Source organism: Providencia sp. PROV109, from assembly GCF_033681625.1.
GTDB lineage: Bacteria > Pseudomonadota > Gammaproteobacteria > Enterobacterales > Enterobacteriaceae > Providencia > Providencia hangzhouensis.
The window spans coordinates 3,383,851-3,408,121 of the sequence record NZ_CP096320.1 but is presented as its reverse complement, the minus strand read 5'-3'; the positions used below and the strand labels follow the sequence as shown (position 1 = coordinate 3,408,121).

At 41.0% G+C, this 24,271-nt stretch carries 19 protein-coding genes; 6 read left to right on the top strand and 13 right to left on the bottom strand.

Annotated features, from left to right (window positions below):
• Positions 1 to 21: 21 nt before the first annotated feature.
• Complete coding sequence (locus tag M1F25_RS15645; RefSeq protein ID WP_036958532.1) at positions 22 to 1,476, bottom strand: porin family protein; 1,455 nt, start codon at positions 1,474 to 1,476, stop codon at positions 22 to 24.
• A gap of 79 nt (positions 1,477 to 1,555) precedes the next feature.
• Positions 1,556 to 2,302, bottom strand: a complete 747-nt coding sequence (locus tag M1F25_RS15640) for a Slam-dependent surface lipoprotein (RefSeq protein ID WP_094961304.1) — start codon at positions 2,300 to 2,302, stop codon at positions 1,556 to 1,558.
• 482 nt (positions 2,303 to 2,784) lie between these two features.
• On the opposite strand from M1F25_RS15640, the gene M1F25_RS15635 reads away from it, so the two are divergent.
• Both M1F25_RS15635 and M1F25_RS15630 read left to right on the top strand, forming a co-directional pair.
• Entirely contained in the window at positions 2,785 to 3,408 is a 624-nt protein-coding gene (locus M1F25_RS15635) for an SDR family oxidoreductase (RefSeq protein ID WP_036958498.1), read from the top strand.
• Between the two features lie 140 nt (positions 3,409 to 3,548).
• On the top strand, positions 3,549 to 3,731 hold the full coding sequence (locus tag M1F25_RS15630) for a hypothetical protein (RefSeq protein ID WP_226617031.1): 183 nt from the start codon (positions 3,549 to 3,551) through the stop codon (positions 3,729 to 3,731).
• Between the two features lie 99 nt (positions 3,732 to 3,830).
• Here M1F25_RS15630 and torD read toward each other — a convergent pair whose 3' ends face one another.
• From torD to torC, 3 genes are read right to left on the bottom strand one after another with little or no spacing between them, the layout of a single operon-like run.
• Positions 3,831 to 4,445: a molecular chaperone TorD gene (torD, locus tag M1F25_RS15625; RefSeq protein ID WP_004262368.1), complete on the bottom strand. Its 615-nt coding sequence runs from the start codon at positions 4,443 to 4,445 to the stop codon at positions 3,831 to 3,833.
• Positions 4,442 to 6,988 carry a trimethylamine-N-oxide reductase TorA gene (gene torA / locus M1F25_RS15620; protein WP_181488300.1) on the bottom strand — a complete coding sequence of 849 codons (2,547 nt, stop codon included), beginning with the start codon at positions 6,986 to 6,988 and terminating at the stop codon, positions 4,442 to 4,444. The genes torD and torA overlap by 4 nt, the downstream gene beginning before the upstream one ends.
• Positions 6,978 to 8,156, bottom strand: a complete 1,179-nt coding sequence (gene torC / locus M1F25_RS15615; protein ID WP_181488298.1) for a pentaheme c-type cytochrome TorC — start codon at positions 8,154 to 8,156, stop codon at positions 6,978 to 6,980. Before torC ends, torA begins: the two co-directional genes overlap by 11 nt.
• 136 nt (positions 8,157 to 8,292) lie before the next feature.
• Between torC and torR the strand changes: the two genes are divergently transcribed.
• The gene (torR, locus tag M1F25_RS15610; RefSeq protein ID WP_004262356.1) at positions 8,293 to 8,994 is read left to right on the top strand and encodes a two-component system response regulator TorR; all 702 of its coding nucleotides are present in this window, start codon (positions 8,293 to 8,295) and stop codon (positions 8,992 to 8,994) included.
• Here torR and torT read toward each other — a convergent pair.
• Complete coding sequence (gene torT / locus M1F25_RS15605) at positions 8,967 to 9,998, bottom strand: TMAO reductase system periplasmic protein TorT (RefSeq protein WP_110592200.1); 1,032 nt, start codon at positions 9,996 to 9,998, stop codon at positions 8,967 to 8,969. The genes torR and torT overlap by 28 nt on opposite strands.
• An 84-nt stretch (positions 9,999 to 10,082) precedes the next feature.
• On the opposite strand from torT, the gene torS reads away from it, so the two are divergent.
• On the top strand, positions 10,083 to 12,836 hold the full coding sequence (gene torS / locus M1F25_RS15600; RefSeq protein ID WP_181488296.1) for a TMAO reductase system sensor histidine kinase/response regulator TorS: 2,754 nt from the start codon (positions 10,083 to 10,085) through the stop codon (positions 12,834 to 12,836).
• A gap of 51 nt (positions 12,837 to 12,887) precedes the next feature.
• Here the strand turns inward: torS and cfa are convergent, their stop codons facing one another.
• From cfa to M1F25_RS15580, 4 genes are all read right to left on the bottom strand, one after another.
• Positions 12,888 to 14,051, bottom strand: a complete 1,164-nt coding sequence (gene cfa, locus M1F25_RS15595) for a cyclopropane fatty acyl phospholipid synthase (RefSeq protein ID WP_112307333.1) — start codon at positions 14,049 to 14,051, stop codon at positions 12,888 to 12,890.
• Positions 14,052 to 14,523: 472 nt separating this feature from the next.
• Complete coding sequence (locus M1F25_RS15590; RefSeq protein ID WP_181488294.1) at positions 14,524 to 15,816, bottom strand: cytosine deaminase; 1,293 nt, start codon at positions 15,814 to 15,816, stop codon at positions 14,524 to 14,526.
• Positions 15,809 to 17,056 (bottom strand): cytosine permease, encoded by a 1,248-nt coding sequence (codB, locus tag M1F25_RS15585; protein ID WP_004262339.1) that lies wholly within the window; start codon positions 17,054 to 17,056, stop codon positions 15,809 to 15,811. Before codB ends, M1F25_RS15590 begins: the two co-directional genes overlap by 8 nt.
• Before the next feature lie 161 nt (positions 17,057 to 17,217).
• The gene (locus M1F25_RS15580; RefSeq protein ID WP_112307331.1) at positions 17,218 to 18,102 is read right to left on the bottom strand and encodes a LysR family transcriptional regulator; all 885 of its coding nucleotides are present in this window, start codon (positions 18,100 to 18,102) and stop codon (positions 17,218 to 17,220) included.
• 101 nt (positions 18,103 to 18,203) lie between these two features.
• Between M1F25_RS15580 and M1F25_RS15575 the strand changes: the two genes are divergently transcribed.
• On the top strand, positions 18,204 to 18,647 hold the full coding sequence (locus M1F25_RS15575) for a PACE efflux transporter (protein WP_004262335.1): 444 nt from the start codon (positions 18,204 to 18,206) through the stop codon (positions 18,645 to 18,647).
• Between the two features lie 69 nt (positions 18,648 to 18,716).
• Here M1F25_RS15575 and dbpA read toward each other — a convergent pair whose 3' ends face one another.
• Complete coding sequence (gene dbpA, locus M1F25_RS15570) at positions 18,717 to 20,090, bottom strand: ATP-dependent RNA helicase DbpA (protein WP_144140651.1); 1,374 nt, start codon at positions 20,088 to 20,090, stop codon at positions 18,717 to 18,719.
• Between the two features lie 143 nt (positions 20,091 to 20,233).
• Between dbpA and M1F25_RS15565 the strand changes: the two genes are divergently transcribed.
• Positions 20,234 to 20,722 carry a DUF7000 family protein gene (locus tag M1F25_RS15565; RefSeq protein WP_094961316.1) on the top strand — a complete coding sequence of 163 codons (489 nt, stop codon included), beginning with the start codon at positions 20,234 to 20,236 and terminating at the stop codon, positions 20,720 to 20,722.
• A 77-nt stretch (positions 20,723 to 20,799) separates the two neighbouring features.
• On the opposite strand, the gene M1F25_RS15560 is transcribed toward M1F25_RS15565, so the two are convergent.
• The gene (locus tag M1F25_RS15560; protein ID WP_226617030.1) at positions 20,800 to 22,242 is read right to left on the bottom strand and encodes a YfcC family protein; all 1,443 of its coding nucleotides are present in this window, start codon (positions 22,240 to 22,242) and stop codon (positions 20,800 to 20,802) included.
• Between the two features lie 23 nt (positions 22,243 to 22,265).
• Positions 22,266 to 23,396 carry a M20 family metallopeptidase gene (locus M1F25_RS15555; protein ID WP_094961317.1) on the bottom strand — a complete coding sequence of 377 codons (1,131 nt, stop codon included), beginning with the start codon at positions 23,394 to 23,396 and terminating at the stop codon, positions 22,266 to 22,268.
• Positions 23,397 to 24,271 lie beyond the last annotated feature (875 nt).

The following is a 24,271-nucleotide window of genomic DNA, read 5'->3' as shown; positions in this document are numbered from 1 at the left end:
GTTTTCTCTGTGCCATAACGCTTAAAAGCGGGTTTCTAACCCAATAGAAATTTCGTGCTGGTGGTAGGAGTAAATTCCATCCGCGGAACTGCGATTGTCACGAAAGCGGTAACTGGTATAAGGCGTGAATGTGAGCAATGAATAATTTGGAAAGCTGAGTCGCGCAAAATACATAGCTTCTTTATCATGGCGTTTTACATTCAACATTTGGTTGAAGGCCTTGAATTGGCTTTCTCGATAAGTTGCGAGTGCCAGTAAATGAATATCGGGTGTGAGTACGGTATACAAGCCGCCTCGGATACCTAGCTGGTCATAATCATCACTACGAACTTCAGTTGTGAGACGAGTCGCATCAGCCCCTAAAAAGAGGGAAGTATCTGGGGTAATACCATAGACACCCGTTAGATGTAGGCTACTTCGATTGCCATCAGCACTGTCATACGGTTTTTGGTAATGAAGTTGTTGGTAGTCAGCGGAGGTACTGAGGATAACCCGAGGTGTAAATTGGTAGTCGGCTTCAATTTTGCCGCCCATACCTAAATAACGGCGCTTTTCATTAACTGTTTTTAATTCAATTAATGGGCCAAAGGCGATAGTCGTATTTGCATCATTAAAACGATATAAAGTTGCTAAAGAAGAAGTGTTTTCACTGAATTCAGCATAGTGAGGATAGCGGTCGCCATAAGATGTTCCCTTGATTTGCAGGGAATGGTTGCTCGAGATAGGAATAATTTTACTTAGGCTTGCGTCATAGGTGAGCCCTGGCGATGACTTAGGGTTAGCCATTTTCCAGGTTCCCCCCGGAGTTTCCCAAACTTTATTTTTATCAGGAACTTGGTTGATATTACTGTTGTATTTATAGCCAAAAGAGAGGCTTCCTGTCCAAGCAGTACGGTTTTCTATAGCATCAATAAATTGTTGAATTGTTTGCTTTACACTGGCAGGTAATGCGAGTGTTTCATCGTTGATTAAATTTTGGAATAAAGCCAAAGACTCCTTATTTTGATTATCTTCAAAATAAGCCCGGGCAAGTTCCAATTTAATGCGAAGAAACTTTGGTGAAAGTGCCAGTATTTGTTGGTAGTGGGCAATTGCTTCAGGGTAATGGTTTTGCGCTTTAGCAGTTTCTGCTTTTGCAAATAAAATAAGCAATGGGTCCGCATCAGTTAGCTGCTGGTAGCGAGGCAATAAGCGTTGTACGTCTTGAAATTGCCGATGGTTGATTGCCAGATAAATTGCCTGTCCTAAGTCTTGAGCGTTATTTTTTAGGGTATAGTTTTCCCCATTTAGTTTTATTGATAGGTCATCTGGGAGTAGCAATTGGTCTTTATTGGGGACAACTGCACTTTTATCACGATAATTTTGTTTATCTTTTTGCCATAACAACTGTTCTCGGTCAGTATCCAAGCTAGCTGGAAATGCAGAGAACGCAACCATAAGCATCATGATGGCAGGGGGTAATAGCAGATATCGCATAGGATTAGCTTCGGTAATAAAAGGCTGTGGCCAACTACCTGTCACGTTTTATAGTTGGCCACTGAGGTTAATTTACGGATTACTGGGAGATATTCCCACGGCTTCCACCAAAGGCCATGTCTTTGCTGTGGTCGCTAAATTCAGTTACCCCTGCAATATGTTTAGCTTGGTCGCCAAAGAAGTGCCCATTTGTTGAGCCTGATTCACCATTAAGAGTGGCCGCTCCGGCGAAAGTGGCATTGTTATTTATGGTGGCATTAATATTGGTTGCACCAATATTCCCTGCTAAGGATTTAGTTCCAAAGTTGGCTGTCAGAGTACCTGCGGCTAGGGCACCTCCATTATATTGGCTTATCCCTTTAACAGAGTATTCCGCAGTGCCCGCTGTTGGCATATTGGTGGTGACATCTTTACCAGAGTAGTAAGCCGTGTGTGTTGTGTCACTAGCTTGTCCGGTTGATGACCATTCGCCGAAATAGACTTCTGCATCTGCTACTTTTGCAAAGTTAAATACGCCCATTTTGTCATGTGAGCCAGAGCTATTAGGCATAGAGATCACATGTGCTTCATTCCCCGGTTGTTTTGGCGCCATTTTTGTTAACCCAGAGAATGAAATGATTTTTCCACCGTAAACAGATTGCACACCAATACCAGGATCACCCGCAGCACCACCATGTCCACCACCGGTTCCTTCTGTCGCTCCAACACGAATGGAAGGTTCATTGGGATCGAAAGGTTGGCTTTGGCCAGAACCGATTGCTGCAGAAGCACCAAAAGTCATTGTGCAGGTTGCGAGTGCTAGAGCGATAATATTTAACTTTTTCATCGAAATACTCCATTTTTATTAAAGATATTAACGATACTATTGATTAAGAAATTATTATTTCGCATATATATGACGAGAGTTATTAAATCAAATAATAATATAAATGCAAATGATAATTCTTCGCATTAACATTAAAATAATTATGGGTATCAATGGGATAGTGGTATTTACTTTATTGTTAGTTGTTGATATTACGATTTATTTTTGTAATCAATTTGTTGGTTTATCAATTTTTATGATAATTATTTTTTAATAAAAAAGTTAAACTAGTCACATTTTAATGTGTTTGATTAAAAGAGTTACATAAAAAACATTAAAGTTAGTGTTGTTTACTGTTTCATCATCGGTGCTAGTCAATGGCGGGCTAAATAAATTAAAATAGTAAATGAAAATAAGGCGCATTATCATTAGTGGTGTGGTAATTTAGCTTTTACCGATCACTATTAGATTAATATTTACTCAAAATGCTAAGGGATAAAGTAATGGCACCATGGTTAATTTTTGGCGCTGGTGGAAAAGGTGTTGGCCATCAGATTGCTCAGTTGGCAATAGCAGAGAAACATCCTGTCATCGCAGTTGTACGTAATAGGCAATCTGCAGCAGCGTTAGAGGCTGTAGGGGTGCAAGTTTTCATCGGCGATGCTTGTGATAGCGAGGTGGTTAAAGCTGCATGCCATGCCGCAGGAACAAATGCCACAGTTATTTCAACCATGGGAGGTACGCAAGATTATTTAGCTCACCGTACGGTGATTGATTGTGCCGAGCAAGCGGGTATATCTCGCATGGTGTTAGTTACGTCATTAGGCTGTGGAGATTCATGGCCTTATTTATCTGCTCGGTCACGCGCTGCGTTTGGTCAGGCAGTGAGAGAAAAATCCCTTGCGGAATCATGGCTACAAACTAGCTCGTTAGATTATGTGATTATTCGCCCTGGTGGGTTATTACATGGTGAACCAACGGGAAAAGCAGTTCTTCAACAAGAGGTTGAAGTTCATGGTTTAGTGATGCGCGCGGATGTTGCTTCACATGTTTACCAGTTGGCTAAGCAAGGGGAATTGAAAAAACAAATTTATAGCGTGGTACAACCCGGTCTGACACCCTCTTAATAAAACCAAGGTTTTTTTTGCATAGTGACAACGACATCATAACTATCCTCAATTATTTGTTTATTGCCTTAGACTCGCATAATTTTGAACAAGTTATTCAAGTTTTAGGGGAACAAACAGAAAAGCATAAGGAGACAATCATGAATATTGCGCAACGATTGCAAGATAAAGGACGACAAGAAGGGCTGCAGGAAGGATTTCAAAAAGGCAAAGAAGAGGCAAATATAACAACGGCACGGAATCTTTTGGAACAAGGAGTTAGTATCGAGATAATAATGAAAAGCACTGGGCTGAGCCGTGAAAAACTTATTTCTTTACAGTAACTCAGGTGTTATGACTCAGATTTAAAAGGGATATTATTTATCAATATCCCTTTATTTAATAATAGTTGAATAATATATAAATTATTTAAATGGCATCTACTAGGTTTGCTTATCCCATTGAACTAGCGCTAACGACAGTTGACTCAAAGCGGCATAAAAACCAAACTCATCATATCGTTGGCAATTTTGGCTAAATACCGGTAGCCATTGCAGTAAAAGTGATAAAGTTTTTAGGCGTAACTGTTTCACTTTTTCTTGGTCCAAATGGGCTTCATTTAATGAAAAATGTAAGTGACTTAATAGCTCCAAAAAAATTGAAATATGGTCAGAAGGCTCGTTAAATGCCTCACTGGTTTCCATTCCTGCCTCGGCTAATAGGTACTTAATCTGTTCATTACCATGTTCACTGTTTGGATAAACTGAGGCGTAAGGTAAGGCTGATTGTTTATCTGACATTAAGAATAAACTACAAAAATCTGCGGCTAATTCGAGCTGAGCATCATTTCGCATCATTAGCGCTTTGATTTTTGTTTTAACCTCTTGAATTAGCGAAGTTAAAACAGGTTCCTGCTCGATAGTCGTAAACCAATCCATCATTTCGCTAGATTGAATCTGTGCTAACGTTGCATTATCTAATTCACGTGAGAACAATTGTGCTAGCCATGCATAAACACATGCTATTTGTTCTGGCGACAAAGTGATTTGTTTTGTCATTTGTTCACCTGTGATGCAGGAACATATTCACATTGAGCAACCATTTCAATTGGCCCATCGAATGCATTGACGTTATCCACTTGTCCTGTGTATTTTTCTATCTCCACTAAGGTTGTATGTGCGCTGGTGGCCTGCGCTAATTGAGAGGTTCCAATATCAAGCGTTAATACGTTTGGGTTTCCGTATTTGCACAGGGAATTGATTTCTCCACCCTTAGTCGGGTCATACCAAGCTCCTTCATGGATACGAGCAACGCCTTCTGTATATAAGTCAGAAACTACGGCTCCTGCTAACACTTGCCCGCGGTCGTTGAAAACACGAACAATATCACCATTTTGTATGCCTCTAGCTTTCGCATCTTGAGGGCTAATAAAGACCGGCTCTTTGCCACTCACAGAATAATATTGACGTAATACAGGGGACTCGCACAATTGTGAGTGTAAACGAAAATCGGGATGTGCGGATTGCAAATGTAGTGGCCATTTTTTTGAACCTGGACCACCATGAGAGCGTTCTGCTTTTTCGAACCACATTGGGTGACCTTGGCAATCATCATATTGCATATCAGCAATAGTTTTTGAGTAAATTTCAATTAAACCACTCGGTGTCCCTAAAGGTTCTAAGTCGGGATCTTCCCTAAATGCTTGATGACGAACAAACATTTGTGGATGTTCAAATTCCACATAGCCTTCTTTTTCCCAGAACGTATCGAAGGAGGGTAAATGAATACCACGGCCTTTTCCTTGTTGGCTGCCTTCTTGCCAAATGCGTTTTAGCCAGCCCATTTCGTCCAAACCTTCAGTAAAGGCTTCTTCACGACCAAAACGGCGGCAGAGGTCACGTAAGATATCGAAGTCATTACGTGACTCAAACTGCGGTTCAACGAGTTGTTTCATCGCAATAATGCCACGGTTTGAGTGATTGCCGTATTGGTCAAGGTCATTACGTTCAAATTGTGTGGTTGCCGGTAATACGATATCGGCAAAACGACAGGTGGATGTCCATTGATTATCAATAGAGACAACCGTTTCTAGTTTGCGCCAACCTTCAATAATACGGTTAATTTGTTGGTGGCGGTGGAATGGGTTGGTTCCGGCAAATACACACATTTTTAGTGGAGGTAATTTAACTGCTTTACCGTTCCAGTTGATTGTTTTTCCTGGTTCTAAAATAGCATCAATAAAACGAGCAATAGGAATGGTGCTGCTGTAGCCTTTGTAGTCATTGTTATCATGAATAGGTGGCACTTTGGTTGAGCCGGAAAAACCACTTAAAATAATTCCCTGGCGGCTTGGGGTTCCTGCTCCATTATAGTGCCAACCGAAGCCAAATCCTCCACCCGGTAAGCCAATTTGACCTAACATCGCAGCCAAAACAACAATCATCCACGACCATTGTTCACCATGTTGCATGCGTTGAACGCACCAACCTGCAATGATTTGGGTTCTATCTGCTGCCATTTGGCGGGCTAAGGCTTGGATTGTGCCGGCATCAATACCACAAATTTCAGACGCCCATTGTGCATCTTTGGGTTGTCCATCTGTTTTTCCCATTAAGTAGGGAACAAATTGCTCGAAACCAACACAATATTCTTTTAAGAAGGTTTTATCATGCAAGTTTTCACTGTAAAGCGTGTGGGCGATGGCTAATTGCAGTGGGACATCCGCTTGCGGGTTAATCGCAATATGCTGAACATTAGTACGCCCAAGGTAATCATGAGTAGAGGTGATTATAGGGTCGATACTGATGACTTTTATCTCGCCACTAGCAGCTTTCTCTTTCAGTTGTTCATAATATTCATAAACGTCATGATCAGGACACCACCAGTTAGCTTGTTGGTTTTTAATCAGGTCAGAGCCCCATAATACGATGGTTTTACTATTTTTAAGGACTAGTGGCCAAGAGGTTTGTTGTTCATAAACCTCCATTGACCCGACAACTCGAGGTAAAATCACTTGTGCAGCACCCGTTGAGTAGTCTCCGCCAGTACTGACACTATTACCGTGCAGCGCAATGGCGCGGGCTAACATACCTGATGCATTGTGGAGCATCCCTGTCGATTGCCAGCCATTTGCAGTAAGTAATCCACTTGGCCCATAAGTTATTTGAATACGTTCTAATTCTTGATAGAACAAATCAAGGGCCTCATCCCAAGAAACACGTACGAAGCGGTTATCACCTCGTTGTGAGGTGTCACTTAAATGGCGTTTACGTAGCCAGTCAACACGCACCATTGGGTAACGGATACGGGCAGTGCCATGCACATGGTCAGGCAATCCTGCAATCATTTTTGATGGAAATTTATCGTGTTCAAAGGGTTTTGCTTCGATAAAACGGCCATCAACTACGGTAGCGCGAATTGCGCCCCAGTGTGACCCAGTTAGAATGCCTTCTTGTACCACCGCAGTTTGTTCTCCAGATGTTGCAGCGTTAGCCTTACGTGGTGTTAATAGGGAAGGGCCTAACATACCCGCAACAGTGAGCCCGCCAAGCTGGAACAAAAAGTGTCGACGAGAAGCTTGAAAAGTTGGATTATTTTTCATTCTGTACTCCGTTATCACCGTGTGAAGATCCTGCGGTATCAGATGCATTCATTTGTAAGTATTTCAATAAGGTACGCTCTTCTCGCTTATCTAAACTGGTAAAGCCAATCATACCGTTTAATGTGCCTATCCAACCGTTAGCATCAAAGTGAGCAATATCTGGCGCGCCATGGCATTGATTACAAGAACCGTTATATAAAGAGTCTGCATAAGCCCATATCGGTTTGATATCATTGACCATATCACCTTGCTGCATCCATGCAGTCGCTTGCAGTTTGCTCCATGACGTATCTGTTGCAGCGACGACGGTGCTTTCTAAATTTTTCACATTTTCTTGAACATCACCACGTATCGAAGCTACGAAAATTCGCTTGCCGGGGAATTCAGATAGAACTCGTTGGCGACCATCGGTTTCTGTCCACCCTGTGATTTCAACTTGTAGCCAATCGCCATCACGTTTTAGGACTTTCACCTCTGAGGCAGGAAGTAACGAGCCAGCGGGGTCTTTATCCCCTTTATTGGAATATAAAGGTTTAATATCAAGTGAATAAAGAATGTCAGCATCACTATTTGCTTTCGCCCTTAACTCATCAAATTGCTTACGAAAGCCACTGCTCATATCGGGTAATTGGTGGGCAATCCCTTTATGGCAGTCAATACATGACTGATTTTCTTTCGCAGCGATTTGCATTTGGCGAGCTGCTTCTGGATTTTGTTTGGCGTGGTCCATCGAGTTATAATCATGGCAAGAGCGACAAGTAGCAGAATTATTTTCTTTCATGCGAGCCCACTCGCGTTCCGCAAGTTCGGCACGTTTGGCTTCAAATTTTTCTGGGGTATCTATCGAGTGAGCAATAAATGTTTGATAAATATCATTGCTTGCTTCGAGTTTCCGTTTAATCATGCCTGGAAGGTCGGAGGGAATATGGCAGTCATGGCATTCTGCGCGTACGCCAGATGCATTTTGGAAATGTACAGATTGCTTATATTCTTCGTAAACGGGTTCCATGCTATGGCAACTGACACAAAACTCGGTGGTGCTAGTCACTTTCATCCCAACATGGGGAACAACGATTAACGCAACACCCACTGCAATCCCGACAACGATTAACGTTAGCATTGACCAACGAGCACTTGGTTTTCGCAACGCTCTCCAGAGTTTCCGCATAATAGCCCCTGTAATTATATGGTTTAATACAGGCGATCTTATTGAGTTAATATGAATAGCGGTACTAGTCAGAATGAACAGCTTACGGCAAGATATGGGCAAATATGAACAGATATGAACAGAAGAGAGTATATCAATGACATCACATCATATTGTGGTTGTTGAAGATGAACCCGTTACTCAGGCTCGCTTACAGGCTTACTTTGAGCAAGAAGGGTATCGTGTTTCTGTAACGGGGAATGGCGCGGGGCTACGCGAAATTATGGACCAGCAAGCCGTTGATTTGATTCTGTTGGATATTAATTTACCAGATGAAAACGGATTAATGTTAACAAGGGCACTACGTGAGCGTTTCACGGTAGGAATTATTTTAGTCACAGGCCGCTGTGACCAAATTGACCGTATTGTGGGTTTAGAAATGGGAGCCGATGACTATGTTACTAAGCCCTTGGAACTCAGGGAATTAGTCGTTCGCGTTAAAAATTTACTTTGGCGAATTGACCTTGCTAAGCCTTCGCAAGCTCAAGTTGTTTCACAAGATAATTGTTATCAGTTTGCTGGCTATTGCCTAAATGTTTCGATGCATACGCTCGAATTTGAGCATCAGGCTATCAAACTCACACGGGCTGAATATGAAATGCTAGTGGCTTTTGTGACGAACCCGCGGGAGATTTTAAGCCGAGAACGTCTTTTACGTATGTTATCTGCCCGACGAGTTGATAACCCTGACTTACGTACCATAGATGTACTTATTCGCCGTTTACGCCATAAAATCAAAGCGGATTTATTAGTGACTCAGCATGGTGAAGGCTATTTTTTAGCCGCCGATGTATATTGATATACGGGCCTAAAGCCTCCTGGAGATAATGAGTTGCGTAAGTGTTCACTATCTGCGTTTTGTTGGGTAAGCACTAAAATCGGCGGGCTTATATTGTTTGGAACCGGCTGCTTTTGTAGTACTTTGATGGCTTGTTCAATCACTAGCTCACCTTGCCAAACCATTTGGTCGCTGGCAGCCATAATAATTCGGCCTCTTTTTAACCCGCGGTAGACTTGGTGAGAAAGGTAAAAAGAGACAATATTCAATGGGTTCGTTAAGTTTCGGCCTTCACCCATTGCGGCCTCAGCAGCAATAGCAGTGCCAACGACGACATCGACATCAGGGTTACGCTCTAACATTTCATGTAATAGATTGCGTTGAACCTCAAGGTCGTTATCCCCTTGCGCCACATCCACAATTTGTACTTGGCTACCTGCAATAGCTTCTCGGAATCCTTGCTCCATTTCATGGCTGCCTCCGGCATTTAATGGGCCAGGCATAAGTAAAACTTTCAATGGCTTACCTTGACTCCATTGGACTAAATAGCGCCCCGGTTGATAACCCATTTGAAACCAAGGTACACCAACGCGGGTTTTAATTGTTTTATCGTGTGTAGCATTGATGACTTCAATGACAGGCGTATTTTCTACCAGTTGGCTAAGGTTTGGAAAAGTTGTGGTGCTACTGCCTAGTAAGATGGCATCTGCTCCCCATTGTTGGCACTGTGTAATTTGCTTTTGTTGGGTTGCTAGTTGGTTATATCCACCGGCTTCTAATACGTTTAGGTTAACGCCATAGTGTTTTGCCGCTTTTTGCATTCCGTAATTAATTGATAACCAATAAGAATCTTTTAGGCTAGGATAAAGCGCACACAACTTCCATGTTTTTGTGGCGGTAACGGGATCATGTGGTTGCTGGTCAAAATGCAGTGTGTCACGCCACTGAATTAGTGAGCTATCGTGCGCCGTTGCTAGGCTCAACAACGAGTGAAATGTGAACAGTAGTAAAATCAATACACGCATGATAGCCTCACAAACCAGAAACCTTTATCCTAAATGTATTCTTGCTGCTAACTCAACCATTTTAATTTTTAGGCTAACCAAACCGTGAATTTATCACTAACTAGACGACTATGGATGGGCTTTGCGTTGATGGCTGCATTGACCTTTATTAGCACCCTTGTGGGATGGTACAACTTACGTTTTGTTAGCCAAGTTGAACAGGCCAACACCGAGGCTCTGATCCCAACCATGAATATGGCAAGGCAACTGAGTGAAGCGAGCGCTTGGGAGCTATTTTCTGCACAAAATCTCACAAATGCAGATAGCGAAAGTATTTGGTTAGCACAAGGACGAATGTTAACGGCACAAAGCCTTAAAATCACTAATTTACTGAAAATATTAAGAGAACAAGGCTTTAATACACAAAATATTGAACAACAAGAAAAAGAAATTGCTCAGTCATTAAGCCAACAGGGTGAATTAGTTGGGCAGCGGTTAAAACTGCGCGCAGAGCAACAACAATTAAGGCAGCAGATAATTACAGCGGCGGGAGATATCGCCCAAAAGGCACATGGTCAGGCAAACAATGCCGCCACCTCAGCGGGAGCAACTCAAGTCAGTATTTACGACCTTATTGAAAGGAAACAAGGGGAACAAGCACAACAAGCCCTTGATCAACTAATTGATATTGACCTTGAATATGCCAGCCAAATGAATGAGCTTCGATTAAGCGCGATGCGTGTACAGCAAATGGTACTTAATTTAGGTTCAAACCAGCCCCACCGCAATATGGCAGAATTAGAAAAACAGTTGAATTCTGCAGTTAAAATCTTACAACGTCGGCAAAAATATATTGAAGACCCTGCAGTGCGAGGCCAAGTAGAAAACGCGTTAAATAGCGTGAAGCGCTATACCGAGTTAATCGCGTTGTACCGGCAAGATAACGACATCACAACACGTTTACAGATTTTATCACAAAATAATATTGACCAATTTGCACGTTTTAGTAGTGAAGTAGCGCAATTAGTTGACATCATTGAGCTTCGTAACCAAACCGCATTGGGACAACTTAAACAAGCCAGTGAACGAGGGCAGAATTGGTTGTTAGCATTGAGTATTGTCTCATTACTCTCACTTATCTTGATCCTTTGGCGAGTGGTTTATCGTTTAGTGACAAAGCCGCTGGCACAGCAAACCCAAGCCCTTCAACGCTTATTAGAGGGCGATATTGACTCTGCATTTCCTGAAACTGCAGGGGTAAAAGAGCTTGATACGATTGGCCGTTTAATGGATGCATTTCGTGAAAGTGTTCATGCCTTAAATAATCAGCGTGAACAGCTAGCAGACGAAGTCAAAGCGAGGACGGCAGAATTGCGCGTGATGGTTGTTGAGCACCGCAAAGCTCGTTCTGAAGCAGAACAAGCCAATCAGGCTAAATCGGCATTTTTAGCGGCAATGAGCCATGAAATTCGCACACCTCTTTATGGAATTTTGGGGACAGCGCAACTGTTATTAGAAAATAAAGCACTTAGCCAATATCATGATGATTTATATGCGATTACTGACTCAGGTGAATCTTTATTAGCAATTTTGAATGACATTTTGGACTACTCCGCAATTGAAGCAGGGGGACAAAATGTTTCTATCAATGATGAGCCTTTTGAGCCCAAGCCGTTATTAGAAAGTACTTTGTATTTAATGAATGCCAGTAATAAAAATAATGCTATTCAGTTAGTTGCAGATATTGCGGATGATTTGCCGATTGCTTTACAAGGGGATCCGTTACGGATCCGACAAATTATCACGAATTTACTCAGTAATGCATTGCGCTTTACTCAAAAGGGGCAAATCACTTTGCGTAGTTGCCGTTATGGTAAATATTGGTTTATTGAAGTGGAGGACACAGGGTGTGGCATTGATAGCTCGCGATTTACTGATATTTTTAAGCCATTTGTGCAAGTAGATAGCCAGCGGGGTGGCACAGGACTTGGGCTGACAATTAGTGCAAGTCTAGCACAAGCGATGGGAGGTGAATTGACGGTTAGTAGCCAGTTGGGGAGCGGGAGCTGCTTTCGCTTAACATTGCCGCTATGTATCGCCTCTCATCCAGTGGGTAAATCGGCTGAGCTGCCATTAGACATGCGAGGTGTGAATTTATTACTCATAGAAGATAACCCATTGACTCAAAAAATCAGTGGAGAAATGTTAACCCGTAGTGGGGCTCAGGTAACCATTGTTGGCTTTGCTGCTGAGGCTTTGGCGACTCTACAAACTGGTCAACAATTTACGGCAGCATTGGTGGATTTTGGCTTACCTGACATCGATGGTATCACCTTGGCTAAACAAATAGCGAAGACTTACCCTACATTGATTTTGATTGGTTTTAGTGCCCATGTGATTGATGAAACATTGCGCCAACGAACCAGCCAAGTTTTTCGCGGTATCATTCAAAAACCGGTACCAAGAGATATGTTAAATCAATTAATTGTTAAGTATATTTCAGGCGGCGAATATGCATTGTCTGATTCTGGTGTTCAGGGAAAAGTTATAAATTTACAACAGCTTGCCAGTGATGCCGAATTAATGGGATTCCAGAAAATTCGCGAGTGGGTGAGTATTTTTAAACAGCATTCCTTGCCTTTGATCGACCAAATTGACATTGCACGAGCAGAAAATAACACGGAACAGATAAAGCGCCTTGCTCACCAGTTAAAAAGTAGTTGTGCCAGTTTGGGAATGCAAAGCGCAGTACAAAGCTGCGTATTATTAGAACAGCAACCAGTGGTGGATACCCAATTGAAGGACGATATCCAGCAAGGCTTACGGGCTATTGATCAATGGTTGAATAAAATACATTGACTCTTTAACTAGCCCGTAAGGTTAACAAAGATATATATTCAGGACAAAAGCTTAGCGAGCAACCCGTAGGCCCCCGGTCACACCTTGTGGGCTCCAAAGTATTTGCCATAATTGAATATCTCTCGCTCTAAATGCACCTGCACAAGCATTTAAATAATAAGAAAACATGCGTTTGAAGCGAGGCGTATAATTATCTTCGAGCTCTGGCCAAGCCGCTTGAAAACGGGAATACCACGCCATAAGTGTATGGTCATAATCTGCACCAAAATTATGCCAATCCTCCATGACCAGTTTGCCTTCGCTGGTTTCGCCAATATTTTGTACAGACGGTAGGCAGCCGTTTGGGAAAATATACTTGTTAGTCCATGGGTCGACATTGACTTTATTTTGATTAGAGCCAATGGTGTGAAGTAAAAACAAACCATTAGTTTTTAAATTGCGTTGAATAACATCAAAGTAAGTCGCATAGTTTTTAGGCCCGACATGCTCAAACATGCCTACAGAGACAATACGGTCAAATTGGTCGTTGAGATTCCGATAATCGTCTAATTTAATATCGACATCTAAGCCTGCACAGCGAGCTTGAGCATATTTTTGTTGCTCAGCGGAAATAGTGACACCCGTGACAGAAACTCCATAGTTTTTTGCTGCATAGGCAGCTAGCCCCCCCCATCCACAGCCGATATCCAGTAATCGCATACCTGGTTTTAATTGCAGTTTTTCGCAGATTAAATTTAATTTTTGTTCTTGAGCAAGAGGGAGGTTTTCAGGAACCGTTTCTAAACCTTTCCAGTAGCCGCAAGAATATTGCATATAAGGGTCGAGCATCAGGGAAAATAAGTCATTCCCGAGGTCGTAATGTTCTTCTCCAACAATGCGAGCACGTTTTAGGGTTTGTAAATTGCGAACGCGTGCGACAGCAATTTTCAATGTATCACTGAAATTATGAGGTATTTTTTTATCGAGCTTATGGCGTAATACATGTTGGAAAAATATGTCTAAACGTTCGCAATCCCACCAACCATCCATATAGCTTTCACCTAATCCTAATGAGCCTTGTTGTAGTACTCGTTTAAAGAATTGGTGGTTGTGAACTTGAATATCGAAAGGGCGGGAGCCATTAATTTTAATACCAGCTTCACTTAATAATTCAGCAGCAATGCGTTGCCAAGAATCGATAGTATTTTTTTGGTTAACGACTTGTTCAGTACTCATCTGATCTCCAATTTTTTTCAAAGTGGGATTCAGAGAACTTTATTTGTGACGTATTCGCGGTACAGCAAAACAGGAATATTGGCCACCGCTGCATGACAGTCAGTGTATTAGCGTTATTGTTGCTATAAATAAAGCTCAAATCCAGTTTCAGATAACTCTCTAAAAAATATAAAACGTTCGCATTGAATTTCAATAGAAATTGCGCTTAATACTTAGAAATGGCACTTATAACCAAAAAAGGAGTTCTTATAAGACGTTTATTTGCTCACCAAAGCTTTCAAGCTCTGCAATAAGTATTGGATTAAGTCTAGTATATAGGAATGAATTTTGTGTAAGAATTACGTTATTAGTTGCTTTTTATCCGATTAAGATTAGTTCTTCGGGCTGGTTTTATTTAAATTAATGATGAGCTATAAGACAATTGGCTCACCTACTGTTGTAGAGAGCCATTTTGGAATAAAAAAATTAATGGTTAGATTTTTGGAGTATATCCATAACGGATTGTTTCCGTTTGTTCTAAATGAATTTGGGTTACCGCAGGTTGGGTATTGGCAATCACCTGACCATCACGAACCGAATAACGTACAGGAACTTGACGGCGCACGGCATCGAAGCCATTTTCTGCTGGTAAAATCAATAAACTAGCTCGCTTCCCTTCACTCACACCATAATCTTGCAAGTTCAACGTACGTGCGCTGTACTCACTAATCAGTTTCAGCCCATCATTGATTTGCTGGTAACCCATTAATTGGCAAACATGTAACCCCATATGCAGGACTTGCAGCATATTAGCTGTACCAAGTGGGTACCAAGGGTCAAAAACATCATCGTGGCCGAAGCAGACATTAATATCTGCGGCTAGCATCTCTTTCACTCGCGTAATCCCACGGCGTTTTGGATAAGTATCAAAGCGGCCTTGTAAGTGAATATTCACTAGCGGGTTAGCCACAAAGTTAATCCCAGACATTTTTAGCAGACGAAATAAACGGGAAGTATAAGCGCCATTGTATGAATGCATCGCAGTAGTATGGCTTGCCGTGACGCGAGAACCCATCCCCTGTGCATGTGCTAGCGCTGCGACAGTTTCCACAAAACGGGATTGCTCATCATCGATTTCATCACAGTGGACATCAATCAAACGGTCATATTTTTGTGCTAAAGCGAACGTTTTATGGAGTGATTCTACACCATACTCACGAGTAAATTCGAAATGTGGAATAGCACCAACGACGTCGGCTCCAAGGCGTAGTGCTTCTTCTAACAAGGCTTCGCCATTTGGATAAGACAAAATACCTTCTTGTGGAAAAGCAACAATTTGCACATCAACCCAAGGCGCGATTTCTTGTTTTACTTCTAACATCGCTTTCAGTGCGGTTAATGTTGGGTCTGACACATCCACATGGGTGCGAACATGTTGAATACCATTGGCAATTTGCCATTTAAGGGTTTGCCACGCGCGGTTTTTAACATCCTCGTGGGTAAGCATCGCTTTGCGCTCCGCCCAACGTTCAATGCCTTCAAAGAGTGTTCCAGACTGGTTCCAGCTTGGTTGCCCAGCGGTTTGAGTAGTATCCAAGTGAATGTGTGGCTCAACGAAGGGCGCGGTCACCAAACCACCTTCACCGTCTAAGCTGTTTGGCAATATTTCGCCTTCATGTTGTGGAAGGATAGCTTGAATTTTTTGGTTTTCGATATCAATACGCCACAGCCCATCACGCTCGGGTAAACGGATATTATGGATATGTTTGATAGTATGATTAAGCACGGGTCATCTCCGAATCAGTAGTATGGCGGCGATTTAATAATGGGTTAAGGATAGCGTAACATAATGCACCACCCAGCACGGCATTGACAGGGACAATACCTGGTAACCAGTTACCTGCGATAACCCCAGCGGCAACAGCGATTAATGCACTGATGTTGACATCACGCATTTTACTGCGGTCAAAGGTTTCATAGCGGTGACGGTACATGAGGTAGTCTGCGATGATAATTCCACCAATAGGAGGAATAGCCGCTGATAAGAAAGTTAGCCAGCCGACAAAATTATTATATAGCCACAGTGCGCATAGCGTTCCTACCAGTCCATTGACAATGGATAAGGTTTTGCTGGATAAGCCGGTGATATTGGCAAACCCCAAGCCTGACGCGTATAGGGCGTTATCATTAGTTGTCCAAATATTTAGACCTAAAACGATAATTGCGGGTAATAGTAAACCTTGAGCAATCATCACATCAGAGATATCTGCCATACCTAATGATGCAGCGCCAGCGGCGCCAAAGATAAACATCAATGAGTTACCAAGGAAAAAGGCAATAATAGCGACAAGTACTGCAATTTTAGGTCTTCGCCCGAAACGCACAAAATCGGCCGTTAATGTTCCTGCACTCACAAAAGAGCCTACCACCATGGCTAAAGCAAGGTTAAAATCGATGGGTTTTGCGGGTACGACAGCCTGCAATGCACTCATTCCACCCATATCAGTGATAGCAAGGTAAACGGAGTAACTACCGAGTATCGCAATGGCAGGAACAGCAACGATTGACAGAACTGTAAGAGCAGAAATACCAAAAAACACAGTAACGGTCATTAAGACCCCGGAAATACCAATTAACCAGTTGATATCCCAGCCTGTTGCTTTACCAACAGGAATGGCAAACATCGCAACACCGACACCAAACCAGCCAACTTGTGTGCCGCCTAATAGGAAAGAGGGGAGCCATGAGCCTTTAATACCAAAAGAATAACGAGCAAGAAGGTGAGTGGTTAAGCCTGTTTTAGAACCAATAAAACCAAGAAATGCGGTGTAGATACCAAGAAGAAGATTACCGATAAGAACTGCGAGGAAGAAATCATGAAAATCAAGACCGGTACCGAGAGCGCCTCCGGTCCACATACTGGCGGAAAAGAACGTTAAACCTAGCATCACAAAGGTTAATGCTAGTCCGCCTTTCCGCGCTGATATGGGCACGGGGCCATGGCTATAATTTTTATCGTCAGGCACGATTGTCTCCAGTTATTTTTTTCAGGCCAAAAAAATCCGACGCATTTTATAGCCATCAAAACAAAAAGCAAACGTTTTCGTCAATGATTTAAAATAATTAATGTATTCAAGAATAATTTTATTTATGGAATTAAAAGTAGAAATAATAGATAACTTAGGGTTTAAATTGCCTTATTTTTCAGTAATTCAATGCATTCTTGAGCACCACGTTTAAGCACATGACCTTGCAAACATACCGCGTGAATAGGCAGTTTGAAGCCATTTGGGGTATTTTTAAACTCAAGGGGTTTTAGTGAGCCATCGTTCAATTTATCTTTAATTAGTGACAAAGGGAAATTTCCCCATCCCATACCACTCTCGACTAAACCGAGAGCCAAAGAAAAACTGTCTGTTTTCCAATAATTACTGGAAACTAGAATGCGTATATCACTCAATTCACGTTGGCGGCTCGCAATAATAATTTGCCGGCTTTCAACAAGGTCTTCGATATAGAGCGATGTTTTATTTTGTAAAGAGGGATGTTTAGCCGAAATGGTGGCAATAATTGATTCTTCGCCAATATAATGAAATTGCTCTTGAGAATTAACATTTAAACCGCCAAAGACAATCGCAAGGTGAATTTGTTGTTCATGTAATAACGGTAGAAGATCATCTTGAGGTGCGGTAATCAGTTCAATATGCAGTAAAGGATAACGCTGGCTTAAAATATGAAGAGCATCAAAGAGTAAATTGGCATTGATACCTGCTGCAATACCAATGGTCAATTTACTTTCGACACCTTGGGTCAACTCTAAAGAAAAAGTATTGAGTTGTGATAAATTAGCCACAATATGCCGTGCATAGGGCGCTAATGAAAGTGCCTTTTCAGTGGGCTTAGGCTCCCGAGTGTGTCTATCAAATAGTTCAAATCCAAGTTCAGCTTCTAGATTCGCCACGGCCATACTGACCGCGGATGGCACGCGTTTCAATGCTCTAGCCGCCGCAGAAAATGAGCCTTTATCTAACACGGTGAGAAAAATCGTTAGGTTGTCACTATTAAATGGCATTATTCACCTTTCAATAAAACTGATAGAAGCTGACTTTTATTATCATTGAATTATATTTATTTTACCACCTTGTTGATAATGATATTTTTGGAGGTGGGAAAATGCAGGGGATTAAACGTAAAATTGTTTTTGTCACAGCTTATGAGGTTATTGGTTGGTTAATTTCAGCGTTGGCATTGGCTTTTCTTTCTGGTAATTCAGCGGAAACAACAGGCCCATTAGCTTTAGTCATAACGACTATTGCAGTGAGCTGGAACTTTATTTTCAATACCGCATTTGAATATTGGGAATCAAAACAAAAATCACGCATTAGAACCTTTAGGCGCCGGTTTGTACACGCCATATTATTTCAATTAACGTTGGTGATTTTTTTAATTCCTTTAATTGCATGGTGGTTATCAATTAGTCTTTTACAGGCGTTAATACTCGACTTCGCCTTAATTATTTTTATCCCAATTTATACTTTCTTTTTTAATTGGGCATTTGATAAGATTTTTGGATTACCTAAATCTGCCTTACCGCAAGAGAATAACGCCACATCATAGAAAAGTAAGAAAATTATCGAGTTTCCTTCCGTACTAACATTGTGCAGAAGGAAACTCGAATCACACATATTATTTTAATAACCTAGCCTTAACGGATTTCCCTTTAATTTTTCCTTGCTGTAAATGCTTCCAAGCTTGTACGGCAACCTCACGTTTGAGTGCGACGTAGGCATGGGTAGGGTGGATCACAATCTTGCCAATATCGGCACCATTGAGGCCAACTTCTCCGGTTAAAGCACCTAAAATATCTCCAGGACGTATTTTGGCTTTTTTACCGCCATCAAGGCATAAGGTCATCATTGTCGCTTCTAACGGAGTGACTCGTAAACCTGTCGGTTCGGTTTGCCAATTAAGCTTCATGTTTAACATTTCTTCTAGAGCATTGGCTCGTTGGGCTTCTTCTGGCGCACATAAACTAATTGCTAAACCGCTTTCACCGGCACGTGCAGTTCGGCCGATGCGGTGAACATGCACTTCAGGGTCCCATGATAATTCATAGTTAATCACCATTTCGAGGGCTTTAATATCTAACCCGCGGGATGCGACATCCGTAGCCACTAATACACGGCTACTTCCGTTAGCAAAACGCACAAGAGTTTGGTCACGCTCACGTTGTTCCATGTCACCATGAAGCACTAAGACACTTTGTTTGCTGGCTGTTAAGGCATCATAAACGGCTTGGCAATCTTTCTTAGTATTACAGAAAACGACACAAGAAGCGGGCTGTTCACGGCTTAAGAGCTTTTGTAATAATTCAATTTTTTCGTGACGAGCGACTTCAAAAAATTGTTGTTCAACTGCGGGGAGTTCATCAACACTATTGATTTCAATGGTTTGTGGGTTATTTTGAATTTGCTGGCTAATTCGTGCAATTTCTTCTGGCCAAGTGGCTGAAAACAATAATGTTTGTCTATTAATTGGTGCGTAATCAATTATGGTCTCAATATCTGGCATAAAGCCCATATCGAGCATTCTGTCTGCTTCGTCTAAAACTAAAGTTTGCAATGCATCAAGTTGTACTGTTTCACGATTTAAATGATCAAGTAAGCGCCCCGGTGTGGCAACAATGATATGTGCTGCATGTGCAAGGGAGTCGCGTTGTACGCTGAAAGGCATACCACCACAGAGTGTCAAAATTTTGATATTAGGGATCGCGCGAGCTAAACGGCGCAATTCATTGGCGACTTGATCTGCCAGTTCACGAGTTGGACATAAAACTAATGACTGAGTTTTAAATAATTTGGCGTCAATATGTTGTAATAAACCCAGACCAAAAGCCGCAGTTTTGCCGCTGCCCGTTTTAGCTTGTGCTCGGACGTCTTTTCCGGCAAGTATAGGGGGAAGAGCGGCAGCTTGGATCTGCGTCATGTTTAGGTAGCCTAACTCTTGCAAGTTAGTGAGTTGTTCCGCAGAAAGCGCATTTAGGTCAGCAAATGAAGTCACAATAAAATCTCAAATAGAATAAAAGGCATAATAGCGCTAATAATACTATTCCTACCTTACTCTGTCTGTTTTTAATTCGTCATTAATGTAGAATCCGGCTATCACTGATATAGTTCAAAATTAAATCAACAGGAAGTAATGAAATGGAAAATTTGCAACAGCGGCTAATTAATTATCGGCAGCACTTAGAAAGTGGTGAATTGAAATTTGCTTATGAGTATTTGATTAAAACTATCATGCAAGTAAAACAATATATTGCAAGAAATCCAGATACAGAATTTAAGTGTGGAAATGTATCCCCAGGCTATTTGGATTATACCTATTTTCCATTAGTTAATAGTTTTTTGACGGCAAGAAAACTTCGATTTGGACTCGTGCTAAATCATAACACGCTAAATTTGGAACTGTGGTTAATGGGGCAAAATGCAGCCGTACAAAAAGAATACTGGCAGAGTTTGAAAAATAGCCCTTGGAATCTGGATAAAACTGAAATGCCACAATACAGTGTGTTAGCAATCAATTTACTTGTTGAACCTGATTTTACCGATAAAGATACACTATTTATGGATATTGAAAAGACAATATTTCCAGTTATGGAAGAGGTTATTCAATATCTTGAAAGTAGCAAATGATGTTTTGGAAATGTCGATGGCTTTTAGCACCACTTAAAAGTGGTGCTAAAAAGATGGGGGTATTCAATATTGATGTCTTAGATAGGACCTAAATTTGTCATTACAGCATATATTAGAGCGACAATAGAAATGGCTATCCATGTGAAGACTAACGGCCAAATAAATCTCACCCATTGTGTATAAGGAATTTTTGCCGTTGCAAGTACAGCCATTAAAATTCCAGAAGTTGGGTTAATACAGTTAACAACCCCTTCTCCAAGCAATACAGTTTGCACTGTCGTTTGGCGAGTGATTTCTAATAAATCGCCCATTGGCGTGAAAATAGGTACAAGCACTGCCGCTTCACCAGAACCTGATGAAATAAAGAAGTGCATAATTGCCGCGGTTGCGAACATGGAAAGGGCAGATAAGGTCTTCGGTAAGCCATCCATCATTGAAATAATGGCATTAACGATGGTATCTAAAATCATCCCATCAGATAATACGATAGCAATAGCGCGTGCCATACCAACGATAAACGCGCCACCTACCATTCCCGCACAACCTTTTAAGAAGCCTGTTGCAATGGTATTAGGAGACATGCGGTTTAAAATACCCACGCCAACGCCTAAGATGATAAACATAGCCATCATCTCTTTTTCTCCCCAGCCCCACTCAACAGCACCGAAAATAAATCCGACTAAGCAGAATGCACTATAGGAAAGAGTAATGACATGCAAAGCTGAAATTTTAGAGGTTTGGTGTTCGTCGGTATTAATTTCAATCTCAGGACGAACCATGCCTTTATTACGACATTTCTTGGTATAAATCGTTAAAAATAGAATACCCGCGATAACAAATGCAATATAAATAGCCATTCTAAAACCGAGGCCGGATAACAACGGGACGTCGGCTAAACCTTGAGATAAACCCACTGTCATTGGTGCCATGATTGAGGCATTAAAGCCCGAATAAGCCGCAACATAGACTAAAGCAGCACCAAATTTGTCGTCCATTCCCACGGATTTAGCGACTAAAAGACCAATAGGAACAAATGCAATAATTGAGTTAACGACAATCCCTGTTGTCCCTAAAATAGAAAAAACGACAAAGAATATACTGATTAGTAAAAAGTCATTAAGTCTTTTACTGCGCGAGATATTATTGAGTACTTTTTTGATGGCCCCAGTTTCCTCAAGAAGATGTAAAGCACCTCCAGTGAAAATAATCAAAAAGATAATAGGAGCAGCTTTGATTAGACCATCAGCAATTGAGGTGAAAATTTGCCCTGGCAAAATACCGTGTTGTTCTGGTAAGCGCTCATAACTACCGGGAATGGTATAAGAACTAGATACTTTTGTTTCTATACCATCTTTTACCATGGTGATGACTTTTGTTTCTGATGCATATTGCCCCGCAGGAACGATCCACGTTGCAATACCTGCCAATACTAAGATGAAAAACAAAAGAACATAAGGGTTTAGACCTTCAGAACGTTTTTTAGGTGGTGGTGTTGTTGTGTTTGTTGACATCGTTGTCATAGAGTTTCCTATTGGATTATTATTTATTGTGTAATGCGTTGTAATACATTGAAAAATAACTGTGCACGTTCTGTGAGTGACGGTATTTCTAAGTATTCTTTATCACTGTGCTGGTATCCACCAATCGGGCCTAACCCATCTACAGTGGCCGTTCCGACACCTGCAGTAAAAGAGGCATCAGAGCCACCACCCGTCGAAACATCAAGTAAATCAATGTTTAGTTGCGCAGCTTCTTCTTTAATGATGTTGATAAGAACGGTGCTTTCATCCGTTTTAGCCATAGGTGGGCGATTAATTCCGCCTGTTAAGGTGAGTTTGATGCCGTCTAATACTGGTGTACTACATACTTCCCTGACTTTTTTATCGATCTCAATACCCTGTTCTTCAGACGAAATACGGACATCGATTTCTGCTCTGGCATTCGGAGCTACAGTATTAACAGAGGTTCCACCAGAAATTAGGCCAACGTTAACGGATAGGCCTTTATCATGAGCAGAGAGTGCGTGTAACATTTGGATTTTATATGATAATTCCTGAATTGCACTAATGCCTGCTTCGGGGGCAATACCTGAATGAGAGGCTTTTCCTTCAATATTTAATACATAAGTTCCAACACCGCGGCGAGCGCTCACTATAGCGCCATTGGCACGAGCAGGCTCCATCACAAGTGCGTAGCGCTTTCCTAATGCACATTGTTCGATGACACCGCGAGATGAAATAGAACCAATTTCTTCATCACAATTGAGGAGGATTTCAATATTTTTGTAGCGAATATCTTGATTATCATAAAGTTGCTTCATGACTTGATATACCATGACATGGCTGCCTTTCATATCAATCACGCCAGGGCCATAAGCTCGATCACCTTCAATGCTAAAAGGACGTTCAGCAACGGTGCCTTTAGGAAACACGGTATCTAAATGCAATAAAATTAATATATCAGCCTTTATTGAAGGGTGATATATTCGATAATTATTGCCGAGTGATTCATTTTCAATGATTTCGACTTCGAACCCCATTTCGCGATATTTTTCACACCAGACAGCAGCGTGGTTATCTACACCTTCTTTGTCATAAGAGCCTGATTCGATATTGACTACTTTTTCAAGTAGCTTAAGCATACTGTCTTCATGCGCTAAAAAACTATTATTCATGGTTGTTTCCTTATATTGTATTTACTACAAAATTAAGTTGTTTTTATTGTGGTAAATTTAATTTTAGGTGATATCAAAACAGGGTGTATATTAAGTTAAATTTATCTAATTCAGATTTTCACTAAATTAAACGCTGCTTTCATTAAAGGTAAAAAAACAAAAGAAAAAGGCAGTGTTAAAATTTGCTAATAATAATTGCGATTTTTTTTGATTCTCACTGTTTGTATTATGGGAAATAAATACCATAAATTTTTATGCTCTAGTGAGTCGTACCACAGTAAAGGATATAAGAAGTACCAATACTTGATAGTTGAATCATAGGCATTTTTTGACTGTATCATAATAAATAATTTGTATACAAGATGATTATTCACTAAAAATACAAACCCATTTAGAGAGTAATTTTATGGGGATATATAAGATGGAATACATTGCTGATATTGTTCGAGCAAGTTTGAGTTTCTAATGAAAAATTCTGTATTAGGCTAAATTGAGATTCTTTAAGAGAGTGTGATTAGAATAATTTATAAAATATATAGTGGTTATGCGTTTTTCTAATAATTTAAATAACGATAGCAATTCATTTTTCATAGTTTGTAATATTTAACTGTGTTTTTTTTAAACAAAAAAGTCAGAGTGATTAAATTAAAAACAACTCAGTCAAATTTAGTCTCTGTGCTTTTCTTATAAATAGCCTTTGAGCATATTATTGCTTGATAGTCACTCTTTGGCGTATTAATTGTATTTTTATTCATCGACTTTTTCTGTCTTCTAAGCGATATAGCTCATTGCAAGAAATAAGGTGAAAGAGAATAAGTTTCTCTTATATGACTATTATGCAGCATGAGAAGAAGCCAATTAGGCGTAAATACTAA

Bases quoted from the DNA above. Each gene is read 5' to 3' on its own strand.
- torA (WP_181488300.1), bottom strand. From the start codon at position 6,988: ATGAAAAATAATCCAACTTTTCAAGCTTCTCGTCGACACTTTTTGTTC.
- M1F25_RS15580 (WP_112307331.1), bottom strand. From the start codon at position 18,102: ATGCCATTTAATAGTGACAACCTAACGATTTTTCTCACCGTGTTAGAT.
- torT (WP_110592200.1), bottom strand. From the start codon at position 9,998: ATGCGTGTATTGATTTTACTACTGTTCACATTTCACTCGTTGTTGAGC.
- torD (WP_004262368.1), bottom strand. From the start codon at position 4,445: ATGACAAAACAAATCACTTTGTCGCCAGAACAAATAGCATGTGTTTAT.
- M1F25_RS15565 (WP_094961316.1), top strand. From the start codon at position 20,234: ATGGAAAATTTGCAACAGCGGCTAATTAATTATCGGCAGCACTTAGAA.
- torC (WP_181488298.1), bottom strand. From the start codon at position 8,156: ATGCGGAAACTCTGGAGAGCGTTGCGAAAACCAAGTGCTCGTTGGTCA.
- cfa (WP_112307333.1), bottom strand. From the start codon at position 14,051: ATGAGTACTGAACAAGTCGTTAACCAAAAAAATACTATCGATTCTTGG.
- M1F25_RS15630 (WP_226617031.1), top strand. From the start codon at position 3,549: ATGAATATTGCGCAACGATTGCAAGATAAAGGACGACAAGAAGGGCTG.
- M1F25_RS15560 (WP_226617030.1), bottom strand. From the start codon at position 22,242: ATGACAACGATGTCAACAAACACAACAACACCACCACCTAAAAAACGT.
- M1F25_RS15635 (WP_036958498.1), top strand. From the start codon at position 2,785: ATGGCACCATGGTTAATTTTTGGCGCTGGTGGAAAAGGTGTTGGCCAT.
- M1F25_RS15640 (WP_094961304.1), bottom strand. From the start codon at position 2,302: ATGAAAAAGTTAAATATTATCGCTCTAGCACTCGCAACCTGCACAATG.
- torR (WP_004262356.1), top strand. From the start codon at position 8,293: ATGACATCACATCATATTGTGGTTGTTGAAGATGAACCCGTTACTCAG.
- M1F25_RS15575 (WP_004262335.1), top strand. From the start codon at position 18,204: ATGCAGGGGATTAAACGTAAAATTGTTTTTGTCACAGCTTATGAGGTT.
- M1F25_RS15645 (WP_036958532.1), bottom strand. From the start codon at position 1,476: ATGCGATATCTGCTATTACCCCCTGCCATCATGATGCTTATGGTTGCG.
- M1F25_RS15555 (WP_094961317.1), bottom strand. From the start codon at position 23,396: ATGAATAATAGTTTTTTAGCGCATGAAGACAGTATGCTTAAGCTACTT.